This is a genomic window from Ruixingdingia sedimenti, assembly GCF_031432425.1.
Lineage (GTDB): Bacteria > Pseudomonadota > Alphaproteobacteria > Rhodobacterales > Rhodobacteraceae > Ruixingdingia > Ruixingdingia sedimenti.
The window spans coordinates 144,795-168,223 of sequence record NZ_JAVKPH010000004.1 but is presented as its reverse complement, the minus strand read 5'-3'; the positions used below and the strand labels follow the sequence as shown (position 1 = coordinate 168,223).

Here is a 23,429-nt window from a genome sequence, read left to right as displayed (position 1 = left end):
GCTTTATACGCAGCATGCGCCGGTTTCCGTCGTCGCGGAAGGGCTGTGACAGCGTGATCACGCCCTTGTCAGGGCGCGTGTGTTCCTGTTTCAGTCCACCCGCGGCGCCTGCAACAGCCCCACCAGCGCCGCCATGTCGGGCGGCAGGGGGGCGGAAAATTCCATCCTTTCGCCCGTCACCGGATGGAGGAAACCGAGCGTCGCGGCATGCAGCGCCTGACGCGCAAAGGCATCGACCGCCGCCGCCGCCGCGGGGCCGAGCGCGCGGGGGCTGGCCCGGCGCCGCCCGCCATAGGTCTGATCGCCCACCAGCCCGTGGCCGGCATGGGCCATATGCACCCGGATCTGGTGGGTGCGCCCGGTTTCCAGCCAGCAATCGACCAGCGCCAGCGCGGGGGGGGTGCCGAAAGCCTCGACCACATGCGCGCGGGTAACGGCGTGGCGGCCGGTGCCTTCGGTCACTGCCTGGCGCTGCCGGTCCGTCCGGTGGCGGTCGATATGGGTGGCGATGCGCAGGATGCCGCCCGGTTCCCACGCCACGCCGCGGATGCCGCGCAGGCGGGGGTCGGCGGCATCCGGCACACCATGGACCAGCGCGAGGTAATGGCGCGTCACGCTATGCGCCTCGAACTGCGCGGCAAGGGCGTGGTGGGCGCGGTCGGTCTTGGCGGCGACCAGCAGGCCGGTGGTGTCCTTGTCGATCCGGTGCACGATACCGGGGCGGCGTTCGCCGCCGATGCCCGACAGGCTGTCGCCGCAATGGTGCAAGAGGGCGTTGACCAGCGTGCCGTCGGGCGTGCCCGCGCCGGGGTGGACGACCAGCCCGGCGGGCTTGTCGATCACGATCAGCTCGGCATCCTCGTAGACGACCGCCAGCGGGATGTCCTGCGCGGTGGCGGCGACATCGGCCGCGGGTTCCAGCCGGATCGCGATGGCGTCCCCTGCGGCGACGCGCGACCGGGCGGCCAGCACTTCGGCCCCGCGGGTGACGGCGCCCTCCTCGATCAGCCGCGCGAGGCGCGAACGCGACAGCGCCGCCGCCTCTGGTACGTCGCGGGCAAGCGCCTTATCAAGGCGGGGCGGCGGGGCGTCGCCGATGATGACGGTCAGGACGGAGGCATGGGGCATGGAGAGTGGGCAGGCTCCCGCGGATGCGGCACCGGCGGCGCTGCCGCTGTCGGTCCGGTTGTTGCAATGGCTCGTGATCGGGCTGACGGCCAGCCTGATCCTGGGCGTGATAGCGGTCGTCGTGGTGATTGTCATCCGTTTCCCGATGGGCGGGGCGCCCGCCCCCCTTCTGCCCGACACGATCACCCTGCCCGCGGGCACCACCGCACAGGCGGTGACGGTGGGACCGGACTGGTATGCGGTGGTCACGGGCGATGCGATCCTGATCTACGACCGCGACACCGGCGCGCTGCGGCAGCGGGTGGAAATCGCGGTGGAGTGAGGCCCGGGCAGCCCCGGCCTACGGGTCGCCCCCCCCCCCCGGCCCTGGTTCCGATGTCGACGTCGCAGGAGTATTTGGGGCAAGATGAAGCCGCAGGGGGCGCCTCTTGAAAGCCACCTTCGCCTTTCACCGTGACCCAAATATCCCCGCCGGAGGCCCCCGCCCTCGTCATCCGCGCGAACGGCGGCGTCAGGCCAGCACCGCCGCCCCCTCGCGCCGCCCCGCGCCCTCGGCCCAGTGGCGCAGGTCGCGGGTGGGGATGGTGAAGGCGGTGTGCATGGGGGGCTGCGCCGCGATCACGGTAGGACGAACCGCTTTCAGCCAGCCGCCCGGATCATGTCCAGCCAGCGTCCGGCGGTCGCTGCATCCCGGATGCGCAAGGTGATTTCACCCTGCCTGGTCACGCGGGCATCGGGAAATACCGCCAATACGCTGTCGGGTGTCAGCTTTCCGCGCCGCAGTTCCGGTTTGCGGATATAGGCCAGTACCCATTCGTCGTTCGGGACGGCAGAAAAACAATAATCGCCGCCCCGGTAGATCCTCAGGCTGTTGAGGAACCCCTGTTCATGCGCATTCATGGACAGGTCCGCCTGCGCGGAAAAACCATCGACGATCGTATCGAACGCGGCTTTCGCGTCCGATGAAACGATCTCGTCACGCAAATCGGTGATGTTCATGACCTGTATGTTTACTGATCCAGGAACGACCGCAATTTCCGCGACCGGCTCGGGTGTTTCAGCTTGCGCAACGCCTTGGCCTCGATCTGCCGGATACGTTCGCGGGTCACGCTGAATTGCTGGCCCACTTCCTCCAGCGTATGATCGGTGTTCATCCCGATACCGAAGCGCATCCGCAACACCCGTTCCTCGCGGGGTGTCAGCGAGGCCAGAACGCGGGTCGTCGTTTCCTTCAGGTTTTCCTGAATGGCGCTGTCCAGCGGCAGGATGGCGTTCTTGTCCTCGATGAAATCGCCGAGCTGGCTGTCTTCCTCGTCCCCGATGGGGGTTTCCAGCGAAATCGGTTCCTTGGCGATCTTCATCACCTTGCGGACCTTTTCCAGCGGCATCTGCAACTTTTCGGCCAGTTCCTCGGGCGTCGGTTCGCGGCCGATCTCGTGCAGCATCTGGCGGCCGGTGCGGACCAGCTTGTTGATCGTCTCGATCATGTGCACGGGGATGCGGATGGTGCGGGCCTGGTCGGCGATGCTGCGCGTGATCGCCTGACGGATCCACCATGTCGCATAGGTGCTGAATTTATACCCTCGGCGGTATTCGAACTTGTCGACCGCCTTCATCAGGCCGATATTGCCTTCCTGGATCAGGTCGAGGAATTGCAGCCCCCGGTTGGTGTATTTCTTGGCGATGGAGATCACCAGCCGCAGGTTGGCCTCGACCATTTCCTTCTTGGCCTGGCGGGCCTCTTTTTCGCCCTTCTGCACCTGATTGACGATGCGGCGGAATTCGGAAATGTCGACGCCGACATATTGGCCGACCTGCGCCATTTCGGCCCGCAGGTCCTCTACCTTCTCGCGGCTCTTCTCGATCAGCGTCTGCCAGCCGCGGCCCGATTTCGCCGCCATCCGGTCGAGCCAGGTCGGGTCCAGTTCGTATCCCTGATATTCGTCGATGAATTCGCGCCGGTTGATGCGCGCCTGATCGGCCAGCTTCACCATGCCGGAATTGATCGACATGATGCGCTTGTTGATGCCGTAAAGCTGGTCGATCAGCGCCTCGATCCGGTTGTTGTGCAGATGCAGCGCATTGACCAGCGCGACGATTTCCGACCGCAGCTTCTGATAGGCGGCCTCTTCGGCGGCGGAAAAGCGGGTCTTTTCCGACAATGTGGCGGACATGCGCGCCTGCTGCATTTCCGCCAGCTTCACATAGTCGCCCGCGATCAGGTCGAGCGTTTCCAGCACCTTGGGCTTGAGCGCCGATTCCATCGCCGCCAGCGACATGTTCGAGGCGTCGTCATCCTCGTCGTCGTCCTCGCCGCGCAGGATCGGGTTGCCGTCGGCATCCAGTTCCGGCTCGTTGCTGGCGGACCGGCGCGGCGCGGGGGCGGCGGCCATGTCGACCTCTTCGAGGTCGGCCCCCTCCATCTCGTCGTCGCCGTCGAGGCTGCGCCCGAAGGTCGCCTCGAGGTCGATCACATCGCGCAGCAGGATGTCTTCGGACAGCAGTTCGTCGCGCCAGATGGTGATCGCCTGGAAGGTCAGGGGCGATTCGCACAGCCCGGCGATCATCGTGTTGCGCCCGGCCTCGATGCGCTTGGCGATGGCGATCTCGCCCTCGCGGCTCAGCAGTTCGACCGAACCCATCTCGCGCAGATACATGCGCACCGGATCGTCGGTGCGGTCGAGCGTTTCCGACGTGCCCCCCGCCAGCGCCAGTTCGCGCGAACCGCCGCCGGTATCGACCAGTTCGCCCCCGGGCTCGCCCTCTTCGGCCTCTTCCTCCTCGATGACGTTGATGCCCATTTCGGACAGCATCGACATCACGTCCTCGATCTGTTCCGACGACACCTGGTCGGGCGGCAGTACGGCGTTGAGCTGGTCGTAGGTGATGTACCCACGCTCGCGCGCGTCGGCGATCATCTTCTTGACCGCGGCCTGGCTCATGTCGAGCGTGATCTCGGCGTCCTGCTCTGCCGGTTTGCCGTCGTCGGTGTCTTTGACTGCCATGAAAACTCCTCGGGGATGGAGGCCGAATCGGTTCTGGACGTTGTAGCGATTCTGCGGGGCGAATCACAGGGCGGGCAGGATCTAGCGCCGATTCTTCCGCCAGACCTCGCCGTCGATCAGGTTTTGCAGGTGACGCGACAGGGCCGCGCGGTCCTCGCCGAGGTCGCCGGTATCCTGCGTGGCGCTGCGTTGCGCACGGTTCACCGCCTCGCTGGCCTGACGCAGGCGCCAGGTCAGGCCCTCGTCGGGCAGATGGTCGAAGTCCTCCACCGCCTCCTCCACCTCGCGCCGCGCCCCGCGCGTTGCCGCCAGCTTGGCGAATTCCTCGGCCAGGCACAGCCGCGCCAGATCTGCATCCGCCCCCGGGCGCAGCGGGGGCGCTATGCGCACATGGTTGAGCGCCATCAGCTTTTCAAGATCCGGCCCCGGGTCCGCCGCCGCCAGCAGCGCGCCATGCACCGCGCGGTGTTCGGGAAGCGCGGGGTCGAGCGATTCCAGGTCGGCCATGAATTCGGGCATAAGGCCGGGGTGGCGGGCCAGAACGGCCAGAATCACCGCCTCGCGCAACCGTTCCTCGACCGGTGCGCCGCCCGCGGCCAGAAGCGAGGCGCGCGTGGCCGGCAGCGGCGCCGCGGGGGTGCCGCGGGCGGCCACACGGGGGCCGAAGCCGCGCGGGGCCCGCGCGCCCGCGCCGAACAGATCGGCGCGCAGGCGGCGGATCTCTTCGGCATAATGGCTGCGGATCGAGGGGTCGGCGATCCGGTTCAGCGCCGCGCGCAGCACCTTGTCCAGCGCCGCGCGCCGTTCGGGGCTGTCGAAGACCTTGCCTTCGGTCTCGCGCTGCCACAGCAGCCGCACCATCGGCTGCGCGGCGTCCAGCACGCGCTGGAAGGCGGGCGGGCCCCCGGCGCGGATCAGGTCGTCCGGGTCCTGCCCGCCGGGCAGCAGGGCGAAACGCAGCCCCTTGCCCGCCTGCAACAGCGGCAGCGCCAGATCCACCACCCGCAGCGCCGCCCGCAGCCCCGCCGCATCGCCGTCGAGCGCCATCACGGGTTCATCCGCGACGCGCCAGAGCAGATGCAGCTGATCCTCCGTCACCGCGGTGCCCAGGGGGGCGACCACCGCGCCGAACCCGGCCTCGGACAGGGCGATGACATCCATATAACCCTCGGCCACGATCAGGGGCGCGCCCTTGCCCGCCGCCTCGCGCGCGGGCGCGAGGTTGTAGAGGTTGCGGCCCTTGTCGAAGATCTCGGTTTCCGGCCCGTTGAGGTACTTGGCGCGCGCGTTCGGGTCCATCGCCCGGCCGCCGAGGCTGATCGTGCGGCCCCGCGCGTCGCGGATGGGAAAGATGATCCGGCCGCGGAACCGGTCATAGGGCGCGCCGCCGCCTTCGGGCACCGCCGCCAGCCCGGCCGCCACCACCATCTCGGGCGCGATCCCCTTCGCGGTCAGCGCGGCCACCAGCCCGGTGCGGCTGTCGGGGGCGAAACCGATGCCGAACCGTTCCTGCCCGGCCTCGGACAGCCGCCGCCGCGCCAGATAATCCCGCGCCGCACCGCCCGCGGCGGACCGCAGCATCAGCCGGTAGTGTTTCACCGCCTCGTCCATCACCGCGATCAGCTGGCTGCGCCGGTCCGCCCGCGCCGTGGCCTGCGGATCGCGCGCGGGCATCTGCATCCCGGCCTCGCGCGCGAGGATCTCGACCGCCTCCAGGAAACCGACGTTTTCGGTTTCCTTCACGAAGGTGACGGCATCGCCCTTCGCATGGCAGCCGAAGCAGTAGTAATAGCCCTTGCGGTCGTCGACATGGAAGGATGCCGACTTTTCCTGATGGAACGGGCACGGCGCCCACATGTCGCCCTTGCCCTGGTTGGACCGGCGCATGTCCCAGATCACCTTGCGCCCGACGACCTGCGCCAGCGAGAGGCGGTTGCGCAACTCGTCGAGGAATCCGGGGGGCAGGCTCATGGCGGCAGTATCGGCCTTCGGGCAGGAAAAGGCCAGTCCGCTTCGCGCGGTGTCGAGGGCAGCGCCGGGGGCCAGCCCCCGGACCCCCCGGGATATTTATGTCACGGTGAAAGCGCAGCGCAGGCATCTGAAAAGGGCAGCACGCTATTCCCCCGAAGGATACCCTTCGTCTTTCACCGTGATCCAAATATCCCGCGGGGGTCCGGGGGCGCGAAGCCCCCGGCCCTGCCCTGTCCGCCCGCAGGCCGCCCGGCGCTAGAGCCCCTTGGACCGATAGGTCGCCGCCACCCGTTCGATCGCCACGATATAGGCCGCCGTCCGCAGGTCCTCGACGTTCTCGCGCCCCAGCCAGACCTCGCGCATCGACTGGTAGGCGATGCGCATCGTGTCGTCGAGGCCCGAGCGCACCAGCGCCAGTTCGTCCGAGCCGGTCAGGAAACGGTCCTTGAACCCCGGCGCGAGCGTCCAGCCGAGGCCCCGGTCGGCCGAGAGGCGTTCGAGTTCCTCGACCAGCAGGCGCGAGCGCGCCTCTTCGGCACGGCGCTGCATGCGGCCGAAGCGGATGTGGGACAGGTTCTTGACCCATTCGAAATAGCTGACCGTCACCCCCCCCGCGTTCGCATACATGTCGGGGATGAGCAGCGCGCCCTTCTGGCGCAGGATCTCGTCGGCGCCGAAGGTGACGGGGCCGTTCGCGGCCTCGACGATCAGGGGCGCGCGGATGCGGGCGGCGTTGTCGAGGTTGATCACCCCTTCCATCGCCGCCGGGATCAGGATGTCGCAATCGGCCTCCAGCACCGCGGCGCCGTCCTCGACGAAGCCCGCGCCCGGGAAGCCCTTGACCGAGCCGGTGGAGGTGATCCACTGCTTCACCGCCTCGACGTCGAGGCCCTTTTCGTCCACCAGCGCGCCGTCGCGTTCGATGATCGCGGTGATGCGCGCGCCGTCCTCCTCGGCCAAGAACTTCGCCAGGTGATAGCCCACGTTCCCCAGGCCCTGCACGATCACCCGCTTGCCGTCCAGCCCGCCCGACAGTTTCGCCCGCGCCACATCCTCGGGGTGGCGGAAGAATTCGCGCAGCGCGTATTGCACGCCCCTGCCCGTCGCCTCCACCCGCCCCCGGATCCCGCCGGAGTTCAGCGGCTTGCCGGTGACGCAGGCCTTGGCGTTGATGTCGGTGGTGTTCATGCGGGAATACTGGTCCACGATCCAGGCCATCTCGCGTTCGCCGGTGCCCATGTCGGGGGCGGGCACGTTCTGGGCCGGGTGGATCAGGTCGCGCTTGATCAGTTCATAGGCGAAGCGGCGGGTGATCTGTTCCAGTTCGCGTTCGTCCCATTGCCGCGGGTCGATGCAGAGCCCGCCCTTGGCGCCCCCGAACGGGGTTTCCACCAGCGCGCATTTGTAGGTCATCAGCGCCGCCAGCGCCTCCACCTCGTCCTGGTTGACCGACAGCGCATAGCGGATGCCGCCCTTCACCGGTTCCATATGTTCGGAATGGACGGACCGATAGCCGGTGAAGGTCTCGATCTTGCCGCGCAGGCGCACGCCGAAGCGCACGGTATAGGTGGAATTGCAGACCCGGATCTTCTGCGCAAGACCGGGGGACATGTCCATCAGCGCGGCGGCGCGGTCGAACATCAGATCGACGGATTCGCGAAAACTGGGCTCTGCGGCAGACGACGACATAGGGCTCTCCTCTCGAACGTCCGGCGGCCTTTTCCGCCGCCGGGGGAAGCCTAGCCCGGCGCGGGCGGGGATGCATCAGCTTTCATGCCGCGGAAGGGGTGATTCGAATCACCTCTTCGGCAGAGTGGCGACGGCGGCGCGACAATCGCCCCGGGCCCCGCCGAATCGTTTCCGCGGGCTTGCCTGCCAAGGCATTAACCTGCCCTCGCCATAATTCCGTCCCAAAGGAACGCTTCATTCAGCCTCGGCGCGGGGTCTGTTCCGGCACGGGCCCGGCGGAAGTGAGAGGTGTGCATGTTTATGTCCAGAACCGGAAAGCGCAGACCGGCGCCGGCCACGGCGACCCGCAGCGTTCTTGGTGCGCATCTGCGCGACGAGTCCGGCGCAGTGCTGATCTTCGCCCTTTTCATCCTGGTCCTGATGCTGATGGTCGGCGGCATGTCGGTCGATCTGATGCGCTACGAGGCCGAACGCGCCCGGGTGCAGAGCACCGCCGACCGTGCGGCGCTGGCCGCCGCGGCGCTGACGCAGACGCTCGACGCCGAAGAGGTCGCGGCCGACATGTTCGCGAAGGAGGGGCTGTCGGACAATCTGGTCAACACCAAGATCCTCAAGGACTCGCTCAACGGCCGCGAGGTGCGCGTGAACACGCGGCTCGAGGTGAAGCCCTTCTTCATGCAGATGATGGGCATCGACCTGCTCGCCTCGGACGGCCGGGGCACGGCGGAGGAACGGATCTCCAACGTGGAAATCGCGCTGGTGCTGGATATCTCGGGATCCATGGTGGACAACAGATCCACCCGGATGGCGAACCTGCAAAGCGCGGCCGAGGAATTCGTGATCGAGACCCTCAAGAACGACGAGGACAAGAAGGTTTCTATCTCGATCGTGCCCTACAACGGGCAGGTGATGCTGGGCCCGGACCTGTTCTCGAAATACAACGTCACGCACAAGCACGGCCTTGCCGGCGCGACCTGCGTGGACCTGCCGCCCGAGGCCTATACCACCACCGGGCTTCCGCGCACGCTGGCGATGCCGCAGACCGCGCATGCCGACACCTGGTCGCAGTCGTTCACCCAGTCCACGCCGCCCGACAGCAACAGCAACAGCAGCTATATCGTCCCCGACCCGGGCAACCGCTGGTGCATCCCCGAGGCGGCCAACGAGGTCAGCGTGCACCAGAACGACTCCGTCGAACTGGTCAAGCAGATCAAGGGGCTGAAGGCCGATGGCGCGACCTCGATCGACGCCGGGCTGAAATGGGGCCTGACGCTGCTGGACCCGGGCACCCGCCAGATCGTCTCCGAGATGGTCACGGCCCAAAAGGTCCCCGCGGTGTTCTCCGGCCGGCCGCTCGAATACGATGACGAGGATGTGCTGAAGGTGATCGTCCTGATGACCGACGGCGAACATTTCGACCAGGAAGAGGTGAACAAGGCCTACAAGACCGGCCAGTCGGACATCTATCTGGACAACGAGGGCTATTATTCCATCTATCATTCCAGCCGCTCGGGATCGAACAAGTACTACGTGCCGCACAAGAGCGCCTGGTACGCCCTGCCCTGGGGCGTGACGACAACCGAGACCTGCACCGGCATACTTTTCAACCGCAAGTGCACCACGACCGAGAACTGGAGCAAGGTGACGCGCCAGACCTGGCCGCAGGTGTGGGAAAAGCGGCGCGTGAAATGGGTCGCCCACCAGCTTTACGCGCGGCCGCTCGGCGGTTCGAACGGGACCAACCGCACCAACGAATACAACACCTGGATGGCCAACTTCCGCAGCCAGACCCACAAGGACGACATGGACCTGCGGCTGAACGCCCTGTGCAGCATGGCGAAAGCGCAGGACGTGCTGATCTTCGGCATTGCCTTCGACGCGCCGGACCGGGGGGCGACCGCGGTGCGCAACTGCGCCACGACCGACCGTTTCTACAGGGTGGTCAACGACGAGGACGGCGCCGCGCTCAAGACCGTGTTCCGCGTGATCCGCAGCCAGATCAGCCAGCTGAGGTTGACCGAATGATCCGCCTTCCCCGCTTCATCCGGTCCCGCTTCGCCGGCGATGAAACCGGTGCCGTCACGGTGGATTTCGTCCTCGTGTTCCCGATGCTGATGATGGTGTTCCTCGCCTCGTTCGAGGCGGGGATGCTGACGACGCGCTATGTGATGCTGGACCGCGCGCTGGATCTTGCGGTGCGCGAACTGCGGCTCGGCCATATCGAGGACCCGACCCATGCCAAGATCAAGACGCTGATCTGCAACAACACGGTCATCATGCCGGACTGCGAGGCGAACCTGAAGCTGGAACTGCGCCCCGTCAGCCGCACCAATTGGGACGTGTTCGACACCGACCCCGACTGCACCGACCGCACGGCAGAGGTGAAACCGCCCCGGACCTTCGATCCCGGCGGGTCGAACCAGCTGATGCTGGTGCGCGCCTGCGCGATCTTCGACCCGTTCTTCCCGACCACGCCCTGGGGGCTGCGGCTGAAGCTCGACCGTTCGGGCGGCTATCAGATGATCGCGGCCTCCGGCTTCGTCAACGAACCGCGCCTGGGGGGCAACTGATGACACGCCTGCTGCATATCCCCGCCCGCATCCTGCGCCGTTTCGGCCGCGACGGCGCCGGCGCGATCTCGACCGAGGCGGTGCTGGTCATGCCGGTGCTGCTGTGGGTGTTCATGGCGATGTTCGTCTACTGGGACGCCTACCGCGTCCAGAACGGCCATATCAAGGCGAGCTATACCGTCTCGGACATGATCTCGCGCGAAAATACCGCGATCAATACGGCCTATATCTTCGGGATGCACGAGATCTACCGCTATCTGTCGATGACCGACGAAGCGACGCTGATGCGGGTGTCGAGCGTGCAATACCGCATTTCCGACAACAGCTATCGGGTGCTGTGGTCGCGCACCACCAGTTCCGGCCGCGCGCCGGCGCATACCACCGCCACCATGGCGGCACAGCGCGACCGGCTGCCGAAGATGGCGGATTCGCACACCACGCTGGTGGTCGAGACCTGGCGCGACTTCACCCCGGTGCTGTCGGTGGGCCTGCCGCAGCGGACCTTCTACCAGTTCACGGCGGTGCGGCCGCGGTTCCTGTCGCCCCTGCCGATCAGCTGACGCTGCCGGGGGCGCGGGCCTTCACCTGCGCCTCCATCCGCAGGGCGATCTGCCGCGCGCCGCCGCGCGGCAGCATGCCCCCCACCGCCACACGGCGGCCGAAGCGCCACCAGACCCCCGGCACCATCGCCGCGCGCGCGGGCGCCGCCAGATGCAGCACGAAGCCGTTCATCGGCTTGAACAGGCCGAAGGACCGCTGCACCTCGACCACCCCGTCCAGCGCGGCGATGCGGCGGCCGCCGATCTCGCGCAGTTCGGTGGCGGTCAGTTCGATCCCCGGCACGGCGGTGGCGCGGATCCGCACCGCCTGCACCAGCGCAAGGCCGCCCACCGCCACCAGCCCCGCCCGCCAGAGCGTCGAGGGCACGTCGAGCCACAGGCCGACATAGATCATCCAGAGCCCGATCAGCGCCGACAGCGCCATCGCGACGAACCGCCGGGCGGGGGCGATTTCCACCCGCAGCAGAACCTCTTCCCCGTCCGTGCCCGCCATGCCGCCCCCCGTTGCTGTCGCGCCGCCGCTTGTTGCAGGCCCTTGTTGCCGGACTGTGCCTGCGCGCACAACCTCCCTGGGGCGGGCGGGGATGGGAAATCGCGCCGCGCGGCCCCAGATTGGGCATCAGCAGCCCCGAAGGGGGCGAGGAAGGAGACCGCCATGTCCATTCGTCCCGTATCGCACACCAACCGCGCCCTGCCCGCCATCGAGGGCGCGGGCGTCCGCCTGCACCGCGCCTTCGGGTTCCAGGATCCCGGTCAGGCCGACCCGTTCCTGCTGTTCGACGATTTCCGCGGCGACCGGCCCGAGGATTACCGCGCCGGTTTCCCCTGGCATCCCCATCGCGGGATCGAGACCATCACCTATGTTCTGGCCGGCACGGTGGAACACGGCGATTCGCTCGGCAACAGCGGGCGGCTCGGCGCGGGGGATGTGCAGTGGATGACCGCCGGGTCGGGCATCCTGCACCAGGAAATGCCGCAGGGAAACGCCAGGGGCCAGATGCACGGGTTCCAGCTCTGGGCCAACCTGCCGCGGCACCTGAAGATGACGCAGCCGCGCTATCAGGACGTGCGCGGGGGCGACATTCCCGAACTGGTGGATGACGACGGCACCCGGGTGAAGGTGGTCGTGGGCGACTATCGCGGCTACAAGGGCCCGGTGGACGGGATCGCGGCGGAACCGCAATACCTCGACATCTTCGTGCCGCCGCTGAAACGCAAGGTGTTCCCGGTGGATACCCGGCGCAGCGCCTTCGCCTATGTGTTCGAGGGCGCAGGAAGGTTCGCCGATGCCGGTGCGCCGCGCGGCGTGCTGCTGGAAAAAGAGGTGATGGGACAGGAGGTCAACATCCGCGACCTGTCGGGCAACCGCACGCTGGTGCAGTTCGGCCGCGGCGACGAGGTGGCGGTGCAGGCGGGGCCCGAGGGCGTGCGCTTCCTGCTGGTGTCGGGCGCGCCGATCCAGGAGCCCGTGGCCTGGCACGGCCCCATCGTGATGAACACGCGCGAGGAACTGCAACAGGCAATGGCGGAACTGCGCAACGGCACCTTCATCAAGCCCGCGCATTAAGGGGGATCATTCTTCCGCCTGTCTGGCGAAGGCGCGCGCCTTCGCCAGACAGAGCGCGGGGTTGCCCTCAAGCACCGGGATGCCTCACCCCGCCCCGACCGCCCGCCGGGCCATATCGGCATAGATCCCCTCGACCTCGGCCCGCGCCAGCCGCCCGCCCTCGCGATACCAGGTGGTGACGCCGGTCAGCATCGCGATCAGCGCCATCGCCGCCAGCCGCGTATCGGGCACGGTGAACGCCCCCGCCGCGACACCCTCGCGCAGGATGCCTTCCAGCGCCGCCTCGTACCGGCCGCGCAGCGCCGCGATCGCGGCGAAATTCCCGGGCGTCAGGCTGCGCAGTTCCATGAAGGCGATGAACACCGCCTCGGGCCGGTCGAGGTGGAAGCGGACATGGAAGCGCGCGAACCGGTCGAGCCGCGCAGGCGCGTCGCCCCCCTGCGATTCCGCCCCCCAGGCGGCCAGCAGATCCTCCATATGCCCCTGCATCAGGTCGAACAGCAGCGCCTGCTTGTCGGGGGTATAAAGATAAAGCGCCCCGGCCTGCACCCCGACCTCTGCCGCGATCCGGCGCATCGACACCGCGGCATAGCCGTCGCGCGCGAACAGCCGCAGCGCCGCCGCGCGCACCCGCGGGCCGGTGATGTCGGCATGGGATCCCCGTTTGCGTGCCATCGCGCCAAGCTATCTGAACACCCGTTCAGTTCAACCCCCGGCTTGCCGCCGCGCCGCCCGCCCCCTAACCTGCGCCGACCCAGCCGGACCGGACCCATGCGCCCTGCCCTTTGCCTTGCCCTTCTGATGCTCGCCACCGCCTGTTCCCGTGTACCCGAGGCCGAATCGGCCGAAGGCGACGGCGCGCGCAACGGCGGCTGGCCCACGATCGCCCCCCTCGGCGCGATCCTCGATGCGGCAGACGACCCCGGCCGCGCCCCCGCGGCAGAGGCCGAACTGACCGCCCGCGCCGCCGCCCTGCGCGCCCGCGCCGCCGCGATCCGTCAGGCCGCGCCCTGACGGTTCTGCCGCGTTGCATGCCCGCGGCGAACCGGCTAACAGGCGCTGACGACCACGGGCCGCGCCCTATGCGGCCGGCACCTGACGGAGAACACCATGTCTGCCCCCCTGCGCCTCGGCATCGCCGGTCTTGGAACCGTTGGCATCGGTGTGGTCGACCTCATCCGCACCGAAGGCGCGCTGATCGCCGCGCGCGCCGGCCGCCCGGTGAAGATCGTCGCCGTTTCCGCCCGCGACCGCGCCAGGGACCGCGGCGCCGACCTGTCCGCCTTCGCCTGGGAGGACGATCCCGTGGCGCTGGCCCGGCGCGGCGACATCGACGTCTTCGTGGAACTGATGGGGGGCGAAAACGGCCCTGCCCGCGCGGCCACCGAGGCCGCCATCGCCGCCGGCAAGGATGTCGTCACCGCCAACAAGGCGCTGCTGGCCCATCACGGCCAGGCGCTGGCCGAGGCGGCAGAGGCCGCAGGCCGCGTGATCCGGTTCGAGGCGGCGGTGGCCGGCGGCATCCCCGTCATCAAGGCGCTGACCGAGGGGCTGGCCGCCAACCGCATCAGGCGGGTGATGGGGGTGATGAACGGCACCTGCAACTACATCCTGACGCGGATGGAAAGCGCGGGCCTGCCCTATGAGGCCGTGTTCGAAGAGGCCCGGCAACTGGGCTATCTGGAGGCCGACCCGCGGCTCGACGTCGACGGGATCGACGCGGGCCACAAGCTGTCGATCCTCGCCGCGCTGGCCTTCGGCACCCGCGTGGCCTTCGGCGCGGTGGAACTGGAAGGCATCGGCCGCATCGCGATCGAGGATATCCGACACGCCGCCGAACTGGGCTTCCGCATCAAGCTTCTGGGCGTGGCGCAGATGACCGGCCGCGGGCTGGAACAGCGCATGTCGCCCTGCCTCGTGCCCGCCGACAGCCCCCTGGGGCAGTTGCAGGGCGGCACCAACATGGTGGTTCTGGAAGGGTCCGCCGCGGGCCAGATCGTGCTGCGCGGCGCAGGCGCAGGCGCCGGGCCCACGGCCAGCGCGGTGATGGCCGACGTGATCGACCTTGCGCGCGGCACCCGCTATCCCACCTTCGGCGTGCCCGCCGCGACCCTGGCCGAAAGCGTCGGCGCCTCGGTCGCCGCGCCCGCGCCCTATTACCTGCGCCTGACGTTGCAGGACAAGCCGGGCGCGCTGGCCAAGGTGGCCGCCGTCCTGGGCGATGCCGGGATCTCGATCGACCGGATGCGCCAGCGCGGCCATTCCGAACCGACCGCGCCGGTGATCATCGTCACCCACAAGACCACCCGCGACGACGTGAACCACGCGATTTCCCGCTTTGCCGCCACCGGCGTGGTGGTGGGCGAAACCGTGGCGATCCGCATCGAGGCCGTCTGAGGGCGCAAGCCGGGGCAAGCCCCGGCATGCGGCGCCGCACCTCTCTTGCCATCGTCGGCCCGGCGGAAAGCTGCGCGCGCCGCGCGGGAGTATTTGGAAAAAGGTGAAGGCGCACGGCGCCCTTCCCGCATCGCACGGGCGCGCCTTTCTTCATTTTCTGTCCCTCAAATATCCCCGCCGGAGGCCACCGCCCTTTCCGCCCTCGCCGTCGGCGGGCGGGAACCCCCATCGGCGGCCCTCCGCGGCACCTGCGGCCTTGCCCCGCCCCCCGCGAAGGGGCTACACGCGGGGGCGACACCGCCTTTCACCGCAGGATATTGCCATGCCCGACACCATCGACTTCAACGACCGCATGCTTTCGCTCGGCCTCGCGCGGGTGTCCGAGGCGGCGGCCATCGCCTCGGCCCGGCTGATCGGGCGCGGGGACGAAAAGGCCGCCGACCAGGCCGCGGTGGATGCGATGCGCACGCAGCTGAACCGGCTCGACATCAACGGCGTGGTGGTGATCGGCGAGGGCGAGCGGGACGAGGCGCCGATGCTCTATATCGGCGAAGAGGTCGGCACCGGCACCGGGCCCGCGGTCGACATCGCGCTCGACCCGCTGGAGGGCACGACGCTGACGGCCAAGGACATGCCGAACGCGCTGGCGGTGATCGCCATGGCGCCCCGCGGCACGATGCTGCATGCGCCCGACGTGTACATGGAAAAGCTCGCCGTCGGCCCGGGTTATGCCGAAGGCGTGGTGACGCTCGACATGGAACCGGCCGAACGGGTGCGGCAACTGGCCCGCGCCAAGGGCGGGCGGCCCGAGGATATCACCGTCTGCATCCTCGAACGTCCCCGGCATCAGGACCTGATCGCCGCCGTGCGGTCGACCGGCGCGGCGATCCGGCTGATCACCGATGGCGACGTGGCGGGCGTCATCCATTGCGCCGAGGCCGAGATCACCGGGATCGACATATACATGGGCTCGGGCGGCGCGCCGGAAGGGGTGCTGGCGGCATCGGCGCTCAAATGCATGGGCGGGCAGATCTTCGGCCAGCTTCTGTTCCGCAACGACGACGAACGCACCCGTGCCGCCAAGGCCGGGATCGCCGACCTCGACCGCATCTACACCCGGGACGAGATGGTGACGGCCGATGTGATCTTCGCCGCGACCGGCGTCACCGACGGCTCCATCCTGCGGGGGCTCAAGCGCGAGGTCGGCTGGGTTACGACCGAGACGATCCTGATGCGGTCCAAGACCGGCTCGGTGCGCCGGATGACCTACCGCACCCCGGTGAAGTGACCGGCGCGCCCGACAGCAACCCGGCCTTTCTGGGGGTCGAGGTTTCGGCCACCGGCCGCCGGTGGACCGGCCCGGGGCCGGACGAACAGCGGCTGGCAGAGGCGATCGCGCAGCGCGCCCGCCTGCCCCTGCCCGTGGCCAATGTGCTGGCCGCCCGCGGCGTGGCGCCCGAGGATGCGGCGGGTTTCCTCGACCCGAGCCTGCGCGACCTGCTGCCCGACCCCTTGAGCCTGCGCGACATGGGTGTGGCGGCAGCGCGGTTCGTGCAGGCCGCGCGCAAGGGCGACCGGATCGCGGTCTTTGCCGATTACGACGTGGATGGCGGCGCCTCCGCCGCGCTGCTGCTGACATGGCTGCGGGCGATGGGGCGGCAGGCGACGCTTTATATCCCCGACCGGATCGACGAGGGCTATGGCCCGAACGTGCCCGCGATGCAGCAACTGGGCGCGGCGCATGACCTGATCCTCTGCGTGGATTGCGGGACGCTCAGCCATGACCCCATCGCCGCGGCGGGCTGCGACGTGGTGGTGCTGGATCACCATCTGGGGGCGGAAACCCTGCCCCCCGCGCTGGCCGTGGTGAACCCCAACCGGCAGGACGAGGACGGCGCCCTCGGCCATCTGTGTGCCGCAGGCGTGGTGTTCCTGATGCTGGTCGAGGCCAACCGGCAGTTGCGCGCCGAAGGCGTGCAGGGCCCCGACCTGATGGCGCTGCTGGATCTGGTGGCGCTGGCGACGGTGGCCGATGTCGCCCCGCTGGTCGGCGTCAACCGCGCGCTGGTGCGGCGTGGCCTTGCGGTGATGGCGCGGCGCGAACGGCCCGGGCTGGTGGCGCTGGCCGATGTGGCGCGGATGGATCAGGCGCCGACGCCCTATGGCCTGGGCTTCGTGCTCGGCCCCCGGGTGAACGCGGGCGGGCGGATCGGGCAGGCCGATCTGGGCGCGCGGCTGCTTGCCACCGCCGACCCGATGGAGGCCGCGGCGCTGGCCGCGCGGCTGGATGCGCTCAACACCGAACGGCGCGAGATCGAGGCGCGGGTGCGCGAAGAGGCGATGGCGCAGGCAGAGGCGCGCGGGGTCGACGGCCCGCTTGTCTGGGCGGCGGGCGAAGGCTGGCACCCCGGCGTCGTCGGCATCGTCGCGGCGCGGCTGAAAGAGGCCTATGGCCGCCCCGCCGTGGTGATCGGGCTCGACGGCGACGAGGGCAAGGGCTCGGCCCGGTCGGTCGCGGGGGTGGATCTGGGTGCTGCGGTGCAGCGCGTGGCGGCCGAGGGGCTGCTGCTCAAGGGCGGCGGCCACCGGATGGCGGCGGGGCTGACGGTGGCGCGCGACCGGATCGGCGCGGCGATGGACCGGTTGGCCGATCTGCTGGCGCGGCAGGGCGCGGGAACGGCGGGGGCGCAGGCGCTGCGCATCGACGGTCTGATCGCCCCGCAGGCCGCGACGGTGGAACTGATCGAGCAGATCGAACAGGCCGGCCCCTTCGGCGCCGCCGCCCCCGCGCCGCGATTCGCGCTGGCCGGTCAGGTGGTGACGGATGTGCGCCGGATGGGCGAGGCGCATCTGCGCGTGACCTTCGGCGCCGGCCCCGCCCGGCTGGAGGCCGTGGCCTTCAACGCCTTCACCGGCCCCCTCGGGTCCCTGCTGTCCGCGGGCGGGGCGGGCCGGTTCCATGTCGCGGGCCGGGTCGAGATCAACGCCTGGGGCGGCCGCCGCCGGGTGCAACTGCGCCTCGACGACGCGGCGCGCGCCTGAGCCGCCCGAAGATCGGGCCGGCCGCATTTTCCCCCTTGCACTGCACCACGGCTCCGCCTATCAGTGCGCCCACGCCGCGTGGCCCGTTCGTCTATCGGTTAGGACACCAGGTTTTCAACCTGGGAAGAGGGGTTCGACTCCCCTACGGGCTGCCACTTTTCCTCCTCAGGACCGACAGCGCGATCAAGGGTTTGCCCCATTGCGCCCTGCGCCGGCACCGCAAGGTTTCCGCATCTTGGTGCATGTCCGCTCTTGCACTTCGCCGCCGCAATGGCTATCAGGACGCCACGCCACGCGGCCCGTTCGTCTATCGGTTAGGACGTCAGGTTTTCAACCTGAAAAGAGGGGTTCGACTCCCCTACGGGCTGCCATTCATCCCGACATCGCAGGTCGCAGGGCGTTGTCCGTCGGGCAACCTTCGACGCGCATGGGGATACAGGCCGCCCCCGACCCGGGACCGGCCATCAGGGGATAGCCTCCGCCGCCTAGCCGCCCTGCCCGGCCCGCAGCGGCACACCCACGGCGGGATGGTCGGCGGTGGTGATCCTTGCCCCGGCCTCTTCGATGGCGGTGCGGATCCGTTCGTCGCGCATGGTGTCGGTGACAAGATGCATGCGCGGGTTCCAGGTGGCGATCTGGGTCAGCGCGCGGCGGCCGAACTTCAGGCTTTCGATCATCACCAGCGTGCGTTCGGAATGCTGGATCATCGCGGCATGGGTATGGGCATAGACGAGGATCGCCTCGCTCAGCCCGAGGTGGTCGAGCGCCGATGCGCTCATGATCGTCAGCGGGGGGTGGTATTTCTCGATCGCGGCGATGGTTTCGGGCCCGTAGACCACCCGTTCCTTCGCATCGAAGATGCCGGGCAGCAGCATGGTCTGGATATGGGGACTGCGCGACAGTTCCTCTGCCACGCCGATGGAGATGGTCAGGACCGTCAGATCCCGCCGCAGCGTTTCCACCAGCGCGCGCGCGAAATGCATCGCCGTCGATCCGCCGCAGAGGAAGATGTGATCGGCGTCGCCGATATGTTCCACCGCCTCGAAGGTGACGCGCTTGCGTTCCTCGTAGTTGACGGTCAGGCGTTCGGCCAGGATGGGTTCGGCCACCAGGTTGCGGACAGCACCCCCGTAGGTGCGGCAGATCTCGCCCTTGTCCTCCAGTTCCTGAAGGTCGCGCCGGATGGTTTCGGCCGACACGCCGAGCATGCCGGCCAGTTCGCCGATACGGACGGCCGAATTGGTTTCGAGAGTGTCAAGGATAACCTGATGGCGCCTGTCCTTCTTGGAACCATTTTGCTGCATCGAACACCAATCTTCATTCTGCTGTGGACACCACCTGTCACCCGCCGGCGTCAAGGCGGCTACGGGCGCGGGGGCGGCGGCGACCCCGGACAGGGGATCAATCAGACATATTCATGACCCGCCGGGCGATAGCGGCCGGATGCGGCATATCCCGCATCGCCGCCTTCCATCTCGGACATGATTGCCGAGAAGGTGTCAATGAAGATGTCAGCCTGATCCCGCGTGATGCAGAGCGGGGGGCGCACGCGGATGGTGGCGCCGAACTTGCCCGCGCTGCCGGTCAGGATGTTGCGGCCTTGCAGCGCCTCGAGGATGCGCAGGGTGCGTTCGGGCGCGGGCGTGCGGGGGCGGTCGGGTTCGCACACGTCGATGCCGATGAAAAGCCCGGTCCCCCGGACGGCGGCGAGGCAGGGCGAACGGTCGGCGATGGCGCGCAGTTCGGCACGCAGCCGCGCGCCGATGTCGCGCGCGTTTTCCATCAGCCCCTCGCGCTGGATGACCCGCAGCGTCGCATGGCCCGCCGCGGCGGCGACGGGGTTGCCCCCGAAGGTGTTGAAATAGCCGTAGTCGTCGCAATAGGCGTCGAGGTATTCGGGATGCGTCGCCATCGCCGCCATCGGAAAGCCGTTCCCCATCGGCTTGCCCATGGTCAGGATGTCGGGCTCGATCCCGTGGCGCTGGACGGCCCAGAACGCCTCGCCGGTGCGCCCGAAGCCGGGCTGCACCTCGTCGGCGATGAAGAGGCCCCCCGCCTTGCGCATCGCGGCGACCGCCGGCACCAGAAAGCCCGCCGGATCGGCATGCACCCCGTCGGACGAAAAGATCGTGTCGACCAGCAGCGCGGCGGGGGCGATGCCCCGGCGGCGCAATTGCCGGATCGCGGCCTCCACCGCACCGGCGAAGCCCCCGGCGATATCGTCGCCGAAATTTTCGCGCGAGGGGGCGGGCACCGTCACCACATGTTCGGCCAGCGCGGTGTTGCGGATCGCCGCGGGCGAAACCTCGGTCACGATCGCGGTGTTGCCGTGATAGGCGTTCTCGGTGACGATGATGCCCTGCCCGCCCGACACCCGCCGCGCCAGCCGCATCGCCAGATCGTTCGCCTCGCTTCCCGAACAGGTGAGGACCACATTGTCGAGCCCCGCCGGCAGGGTCGCCTTCAGCGCCTCGATATAATCGTCCACGACGCCGACCACATAGCGCGTATGGGTGTTGAGCTGCCGCATCTGCCGCGTCACCGCCTCGATCACCTCGGGGTGGCCGTGGCCGACGACGGGGACGTTGTTGTACATGTCCAGATACCGCTGCCCGTCGCGCGCGATCATCCACGCGCCCTCGGCCGAAACCATCTCGATCGGGTTGCGGTAGAACAGCACGCTTGCCGAGCCGAGATTCGCCAGCCGCCGCCGGACCGCCGGCGACACCTCGCCGGAACCGAGGTCGAAGCTGTTCATGTCGAGGATCCCCCGCGCGCGCGGGGCCGGGTCCGTCTCTGTGCTCATGAGGCGCGTTTCCTGTCCGATGCGGCTTCGCGGCGGGCGCAAGCTGCGGTGATGGGGCAACCCTAGCACAGCTTTCCGTTGGAAGTCAGTCATTTTTTTCGGCATCGCGCAGATTGCCGGAAGGCGGCCGCATGGCCGGTTTTCCGCCACCGAACCGCCCGGCAGGGCGTCAAGGGAAGGAAGGTTTCTCTGACTCTTATCAGCATGTTACTCCCAATCCAGCGGCCATTTTCCTGCACATGGCCGCCCCGCCCGCCCGCTGCACCGCAGAGCCCGCACGCCGCATCGGCATTTCTTGGATGTGGGGCTTGACGGATGGGACATGCTGGTAAATTGTGGGAAAACAATCGCGGGATGTGGTGATTCACATATTTTCACCATGGCCCTGCATAACCTCAACAGCAGGGAGTCGTATCATGGATCTGGAGGCCTATTTCGAGGAATGGTCGCGCAAGCCGGGCGAGACCGTCCGCATGGCGATCAGCACCGACCGGAAAACCGTTCGCGCCACGCTGGAACGGATCACCCGGGGTCCGACCGCGGCCGATGCGGGCGACGGCAGCCATGCCTTCGGCGAAACCGTGCCGGGCATCGACATCACCGTCCCCGGGCGGCGGCAGGCGACCGCCATCGGCTCCTACGCCGATTTTCCCCTGGGCACCGGGGTGGCGGGGGACCATGCGATCCACCTGTGGTTCTGGTCCAGCGTGCCGCAATGGGACGATGCGCAGACGATCCTGTCCACCGCGCAGGGCGGGGACACGCGCCTTGCGCTGTCGGTGCGCAATTCGGGGCTGCATCTTCACGCGGGGTCCGAAAGCCATGACCTCGGCCTGCAAGTCGCGCCCGCGACCTGGTATTCGCTTGCCGTCTCGCTCGACGGGCGCACGGCGCTGGTATCGCTGAAACAGGTGCGCGGCCTTCCCGGGGCGCCGGTCTACCGCGAAAAATCCGTCCGGCTGGCCGCGGACCTTCCGCCCGCCGATCTGCTGCGGCTGGCGGCGGCGGGGGTCAGCGACATTGGGTCTGCCGTCGACGGCTTCAACGGCAAGATCGGCACCCCCTCGGTGTTCGGCCGCGCGCTGACCGGGGCAGAGATCCGCGCGCTGCATGACGGCGCACCGGGGGCGCCCGCGCCGCGCCTGACCTGGAACCTGGCCGAGCATTTCAATTCCGACACCCTGCGCGAAGTGCAACAGCGCGCCCCGAACGCGCGCATCCGCAACGGCGCCGAACGCGCCGTGACCGGGCCCCACTGGACGGGTCTGTGCGATTCCTTCCTGACCGTGCCCGCGGAATATGCGGCGATCTATTTCCATTCCGACGACATGATCGATTCGAACTGGGACTACGATCTGGCCTTCGACCTGCCCGAAAACCTGTCCAGCGGGATCTATGCGGTGCGGCTGGAGGCGGAAGGGCGGGTCGACCTCTATCCGCTGTTCGTGCGCGACAAGGATGACGGGCGCGCGGATGTGCTGTTCATCGCGCCGACGAACACCTATCTGGCCTATGCCAACGACCGTTTCGCCAGCGCCGACCTCAGCGGCATCATGGGGCATGAACGGGTCGTGTCGGAGGATGAACTTTACCTCAACGCGCACCCGGAATTCGGCCTGTCCTGCTATGACACCCATGCCGACGGCAGCCCGGTGCGGTTCAGCAGCCGCCGGCGGCCGCTGGTCAACGTCCGCCCGCATTATCCGAACTGGCTGACCGGCAGCTTCCGCCATTTCGCGGTCGATCTGTTCTTCATCGAATGGCTCGAAAAGCTTGGGAAAAGCTATCATGTCGTCACCGACGAGGATGTGCACCACGGCGGGCTCGACCTTCTGTCGCGTTACAAGGTGGTCGTCACCGGATCGCACCCCGAATACTGGACCAACCCGGCCCTGACGGCGATGGAACGCTATCTCATGTCCGGCGGGCGGGCGATGTATACGGGCGGGAACGGTTTCTACTGGGTGACATCCATCGACCCCGACCGCCCCTGGATCGTGGAAATCCGGCGCGAGAATGGCGGCGTCCGGGCGTGGGACGCCCCTCCGGGCGAGCGCAACCACGTGCATACGGGCGAACCCGGCGGGCTCTGGCGCTATCGCGGGCGCGGGCCGAACCGGCTGTTCGGGATCGGCTTCGCCACCGAGGGCTTTTCCGACGGCAAGGGCTACCGGCGGTCCGAGGCCAGCCATGAGCCGCGCTTCAAGGCGTTCTTCGAGGGGGTGGACGAGGATCTTCTGGGCGATTTCGGCTATATCCTGAACGGCGCCGCGGGCGACGAATGCGACCGCTTCGATCTGGGCAACGGCTCGCCCGCGCATACGGTGATCCTCGCCACGGCGAACGGCTTCGGGCGGGAATATCTTGTCGTGCCAGAGGATTCGGGGATCCCGATGCCCGATCAGGACGGCCCGAACCGGCCCGATCTGGTGCGCGCCGACATGGTCTATATTCCGATCGCGGGCGGGGGCGAGGTGTTCTCGGTCGGCTCCATCGCCTATGCGGGGGCGCTGGCCTGGAACGGGTTCGACAACAACATCGCGCGCTTGACCACCAATGTGCTGAACGAGTTCATCAAGGGCACCGGATCGGCGCGCGGCGCATAGGCCGCCCATGACACGTCCCCGGGGGATGCCGGTTCCGGCACCCCCCGGGGGCAGGAAACAGGCCGCGACAGACGGTCTGGACCACAAC

Annotated in this window: 19 protein-coding genes and 2 tRNA genes; 12 read left to right on the top strand and 9 right to left on the bottom strand. The window is 68.4% G+C overall.

Translation table 11 applies throughout. The annotated features are described in order from the left end of the window. Window positions 1-90: 90 nt before the first annotated feature. Window positions 91-1,128, bottom strand: coding sequence for an RluA family pseudouridine synthase (locus RGD00_RS05550; protein WP_310456300.1), 1,038 nt, complete (start codon window positions 1,126-1,128; stop codon window positions 91-93). On the opposite strand from RGD00_RS05550, the gene RGD00_RS05545 reads away from it, so the two are divergent. Continuing rightward, on the top strand, window positions 1,127-1,450 hold the full coding sequence (locus RGD00_RS05545) for a DUF6476 family protein (protein ID WP_310456299.1): 324 nt from the start codon (window positions 1,127-1,129) through the stop codon (window positions 1,448-1,450). The two genes, RGD00_RS05550 and RGD00_RS05545, sit on opposite strands and share 2 nt — an antisense overlap. A gap of 317 nt (window positions 1,451-1,767) precedes the next feature. Here the strand turns inward: RGD00_RS05545 and RGD00_RS05540 are convergent, their stop codons facing one another. From RGD00_RS05540 to RGD00_RS05525, 4 genes are all read right to left on the bottom strand, one after another. Continuing rightward, on the bottom strand, window positions 1,768-2,127 hold the full coding sequence (locus RGD00_RS05540; protein WP_310456298.1) for a hypothetical protein: 360 nt from the start codon (window positions 2,125-2,127) through the stop codon (window positions 1,768-1,770). Between the two features lie 11 nt (window positions 2,128-2,138). Continuing rightward, window positions 2,139-4,133, bottom strand: a complete 1,995-nt coding sequence (rpoD, locus tag RGD00_RS05535) for an RNA polymerase sigma factor RpoD (protein WP_310456297.1) — start codon at window positions 4,131-4,133, stop codon at window positions 2,139-2,141. 81 nt (window positions 4,134-4,214) lie between these two features. Further along, window positions 4,215-6,104: a DNA primase gene (dnaG, locus tag RGD00_RS05530; RefSeq protein WP_310456296.1), complete on the bottom strand. Its 1,890-nt coding sequence runs from the start codon at window positions 6,102-6,104 to the stop codon at window positions 4,215-4,217. Window positions 6,105-6,359: 255 nt separating this feature from the next. Next, window positions 6,360-7,793 (bottom strand): Glu/Leu/Phe/Val family dehydrogenase, encoded by a 1,434-nt coding sequence (locus tag RGD00_RS05525; protein ID WP_310456295.1) that lies wholly within the window; start codon window positions 7,791-7,793, stop codon window positions 6,360-6,362. 300 nt (window positions 7,794-8,093) lie between these two features. Here RGD00_RS05525 and RGD00_RS05520 point away from each other — a divergent pair, with 300 nt between their 5' ends. Genes RGD00_RS05520 through RGD00_RS05510 form a run of 3 tightly spaced genes read left to right on the top strand, consistent with a single transcriptional unit; the run spans window position 8,094 to window position 10,923 of the window. Beyond that, complete coding sequence (locus tag RGD00_RS05520) at window positions 8,094-9,818, top strand: pilus assembly protein TadG-related protein (protein ID WP_310456294.1); 1,725 nt, start codon at window positions 8,094-8,096, stop codon at window positions 9,816-9,818. Further along, window positions 9,815-10,363 carry a TadE/TadG family type IV pilus assembly protein gene (locus RGD00_RS05515; protein WP_310456293.1) on the top strand — a complete coding sequence of 183 codons (549 nt, stop codon included), beginning with the start codon at window positions 9,815-9,817 and terminating at the stop codon, window positions 10,361-10,363. The genes RGD00_RS05520 and RGD00_RS05515 overlap by 4 nt, the downstream gene beginning before the upstream one ends. Continuing rightward, on the top strand, window positions 10,363-10,923 hold the full coding sequence (locus RGD00_RS05510; RefSeq protein WP_310456292.1) for a TadE/TadG family type IV pilus assembly protein: 561 nt from the start codon (window positions 10,363-10,365) through the stop codon (window positions 10,921-10,923). The genes RGD00_RS05515 and RGD00_RS05510 overlap by 1 nt, the downstream gene beginning before the upstream one ends. Here the strand turns inward: RGD00_RS05510 and RGD00_RS05505 are convergent. Continuing rightward, complete coding sequence (locus RGD00_RS05505; RefSeq protein ID WP_310456291.1) at window positions 10,916-11,416, bottom strand: hypothetical protein; 501 nt, start codon at window positions 11,414-11,416, stop codon at window positions 10,916-10,918. The two genes, RGD00_RS05510 and RGD00_RS05505, sit on opposite strands and share 8 nt — an antisense overlap. 162 nt (window positions 11,417-11,578) lie before the next feature. On the opposite strand from RGD00_RS05505, the gene RGD00_RS05500 reads away from it, so the two are divergent. Continuing rightward, window positions 11,579-12,490, top strand: coding sequence for a pirin family protein (locus RGD00_RS05500; RefSeq protein ID WP_310456290.1), 912 nt, complete (start codon window positions 11,579-11,581; stop codon window positions 12,488-12,490). An 84-nt stretch (window positions 12,491-12,574) separates the two neighbouring features. Here the strand turns inward: RGD00_RS05500 and RGD00_RS05495 are convergent, their stop codons facing one another. Continuing rightward, on the bottom strand, window positions 12,575-13,165 hold the full coding sequence (locus RGD00_RS05495; protein WP_310456289.1) for a TetR/AcrR family transcriptional regulator: 591 nt from the start codon (window positions 13,163-13,165) through the stop codon (window positions 12,575-12,577). 96 nt (window positions 13,166-13,261) lie between these two features. On the opposite strand from RGD00_RS05495, the gene RGD00_RS05490 reads away from it, so the two are divergent. The 6 genes from RGD00_RS05490 (at window position 13,262) to RGD00_RS05465 (ending at window position 18,300) form a co-directional block, all read left to right on the top strand. After that, the gene (locus RGD00_RS05490) at window positions 13,262-13,504 is read left to right on the top strand and encodes a hypothetical protein (protein WP_310456288.1); all 243 of its coding nucleotides are present in this window, start codon (window positions 13,262-13,264) and stop codon (window positions 13,502-13,504) included. Between the two features lie 96 nt (window positions 13,505-13,600). Continuing rightward, the gene (locus RGD00_RS05485) at window positions 13,601-14,887 is read left to right on the top strand and encodes a homoserine dehydrogenase (RefSeq protein ID WP_310456287.1); all 1,287 of its coding nucleotides are present in this window, start codon (window positions 13,601-13,603) and stop codon (window positions 14,885-14,887) included. A 322-nt stretch (window positions 14,888-15,209) separates the two neighbouring features. Then, window positions 15,210-16,175 carry a class II fructose-bisphosphatase gene (gene glpX, locus RGD00_RS05480; RefSeq protein WP_310456286.1) on the top strand — a complete coding sequence of 322 codons (966 nt, stop codon included), beginning with the start codon at window positions 15,210-15,212 and terminating at the stop codon, window positions 16,173-16,175. Beyond that, window positions 16,172-17,929, top strand: coding sequence for a single-stranded-DNA-specific exonuclease RecJ (recJ, locus tag RGD00_RS05475; protein ID WP_310456285.1), 1,758 nt, complete (start codon window positions 16,172-16,174; stop codon window positions 17,927-17,929). The genes glpX and recJ overlap by 4 nt, the downstream gene beginning before the upstream one ends. A gap of 80 nt (window positions 17,930-18,009) precedes the next feature. Beyond that, window positions 18,010-18,084: transfer RNA gene (locus RGD00_RS05470), tRNA-Glu, on the top strand. Window positions 18,085-18,225: 141 nt separating this feature from the next. Next, window positions 18,226-18,300: transfer RNA gene (locus RGD00_RS05465), tRNA-Glu, on the top strand. Between the two features lie 114 nt (window positions 18,301-18,414). Here the strand turns inward: RGD00_RS05465 and RGD00_RS05460 are convergent. Together RGD00_RS05460 and RGD00_RS05455 are read right to left on the bottom strand one after the other, a co-directional pair. Beyond that, on the bottom strand, window positions 18,415-19,233 hold the full coding sequence (locus tag RGD00_RS05460; protein ID WP_310456284.1) for a DeoR/GlpR family DNA-binding transcription regulator: 819 nt from the start codon (window positions 19,231-19,233) through the stop codon (window positions 18,415-18,417). Between the two features lie 101 nt (window positions 19,234-19,334). Beyond that, entirely contained in the window at window positions 19,335-20,735 is a 1,401-nt protein-coding gene (locus tag RGD00_RS05455; RefSeq protein ID WP_310456283.1) for an aspartate aminotransferase family protein, read from the bottom strand. 416 nt (window positions 20,736-21,151) lie between these two features. On the opposite strand from RGD00_RS05455, the gene RGD00_RS05450 reads away from it, so the two are divergent. Continuing rightward, window positions 21,152-23,341, top strand: a complete 2,190-nt coding sequence (locus RGD00_RS05450; protein ID WP_310456282.1) for a N,N-dimethylformamidase beta subunit family domain-containing protein — start codon at window positions 21,152-21,154, stop codon at window positions 23,339-23,341. The last annotated feature ends 88 nt before the right edge of the window (window positions 23,342-23,429 follow it).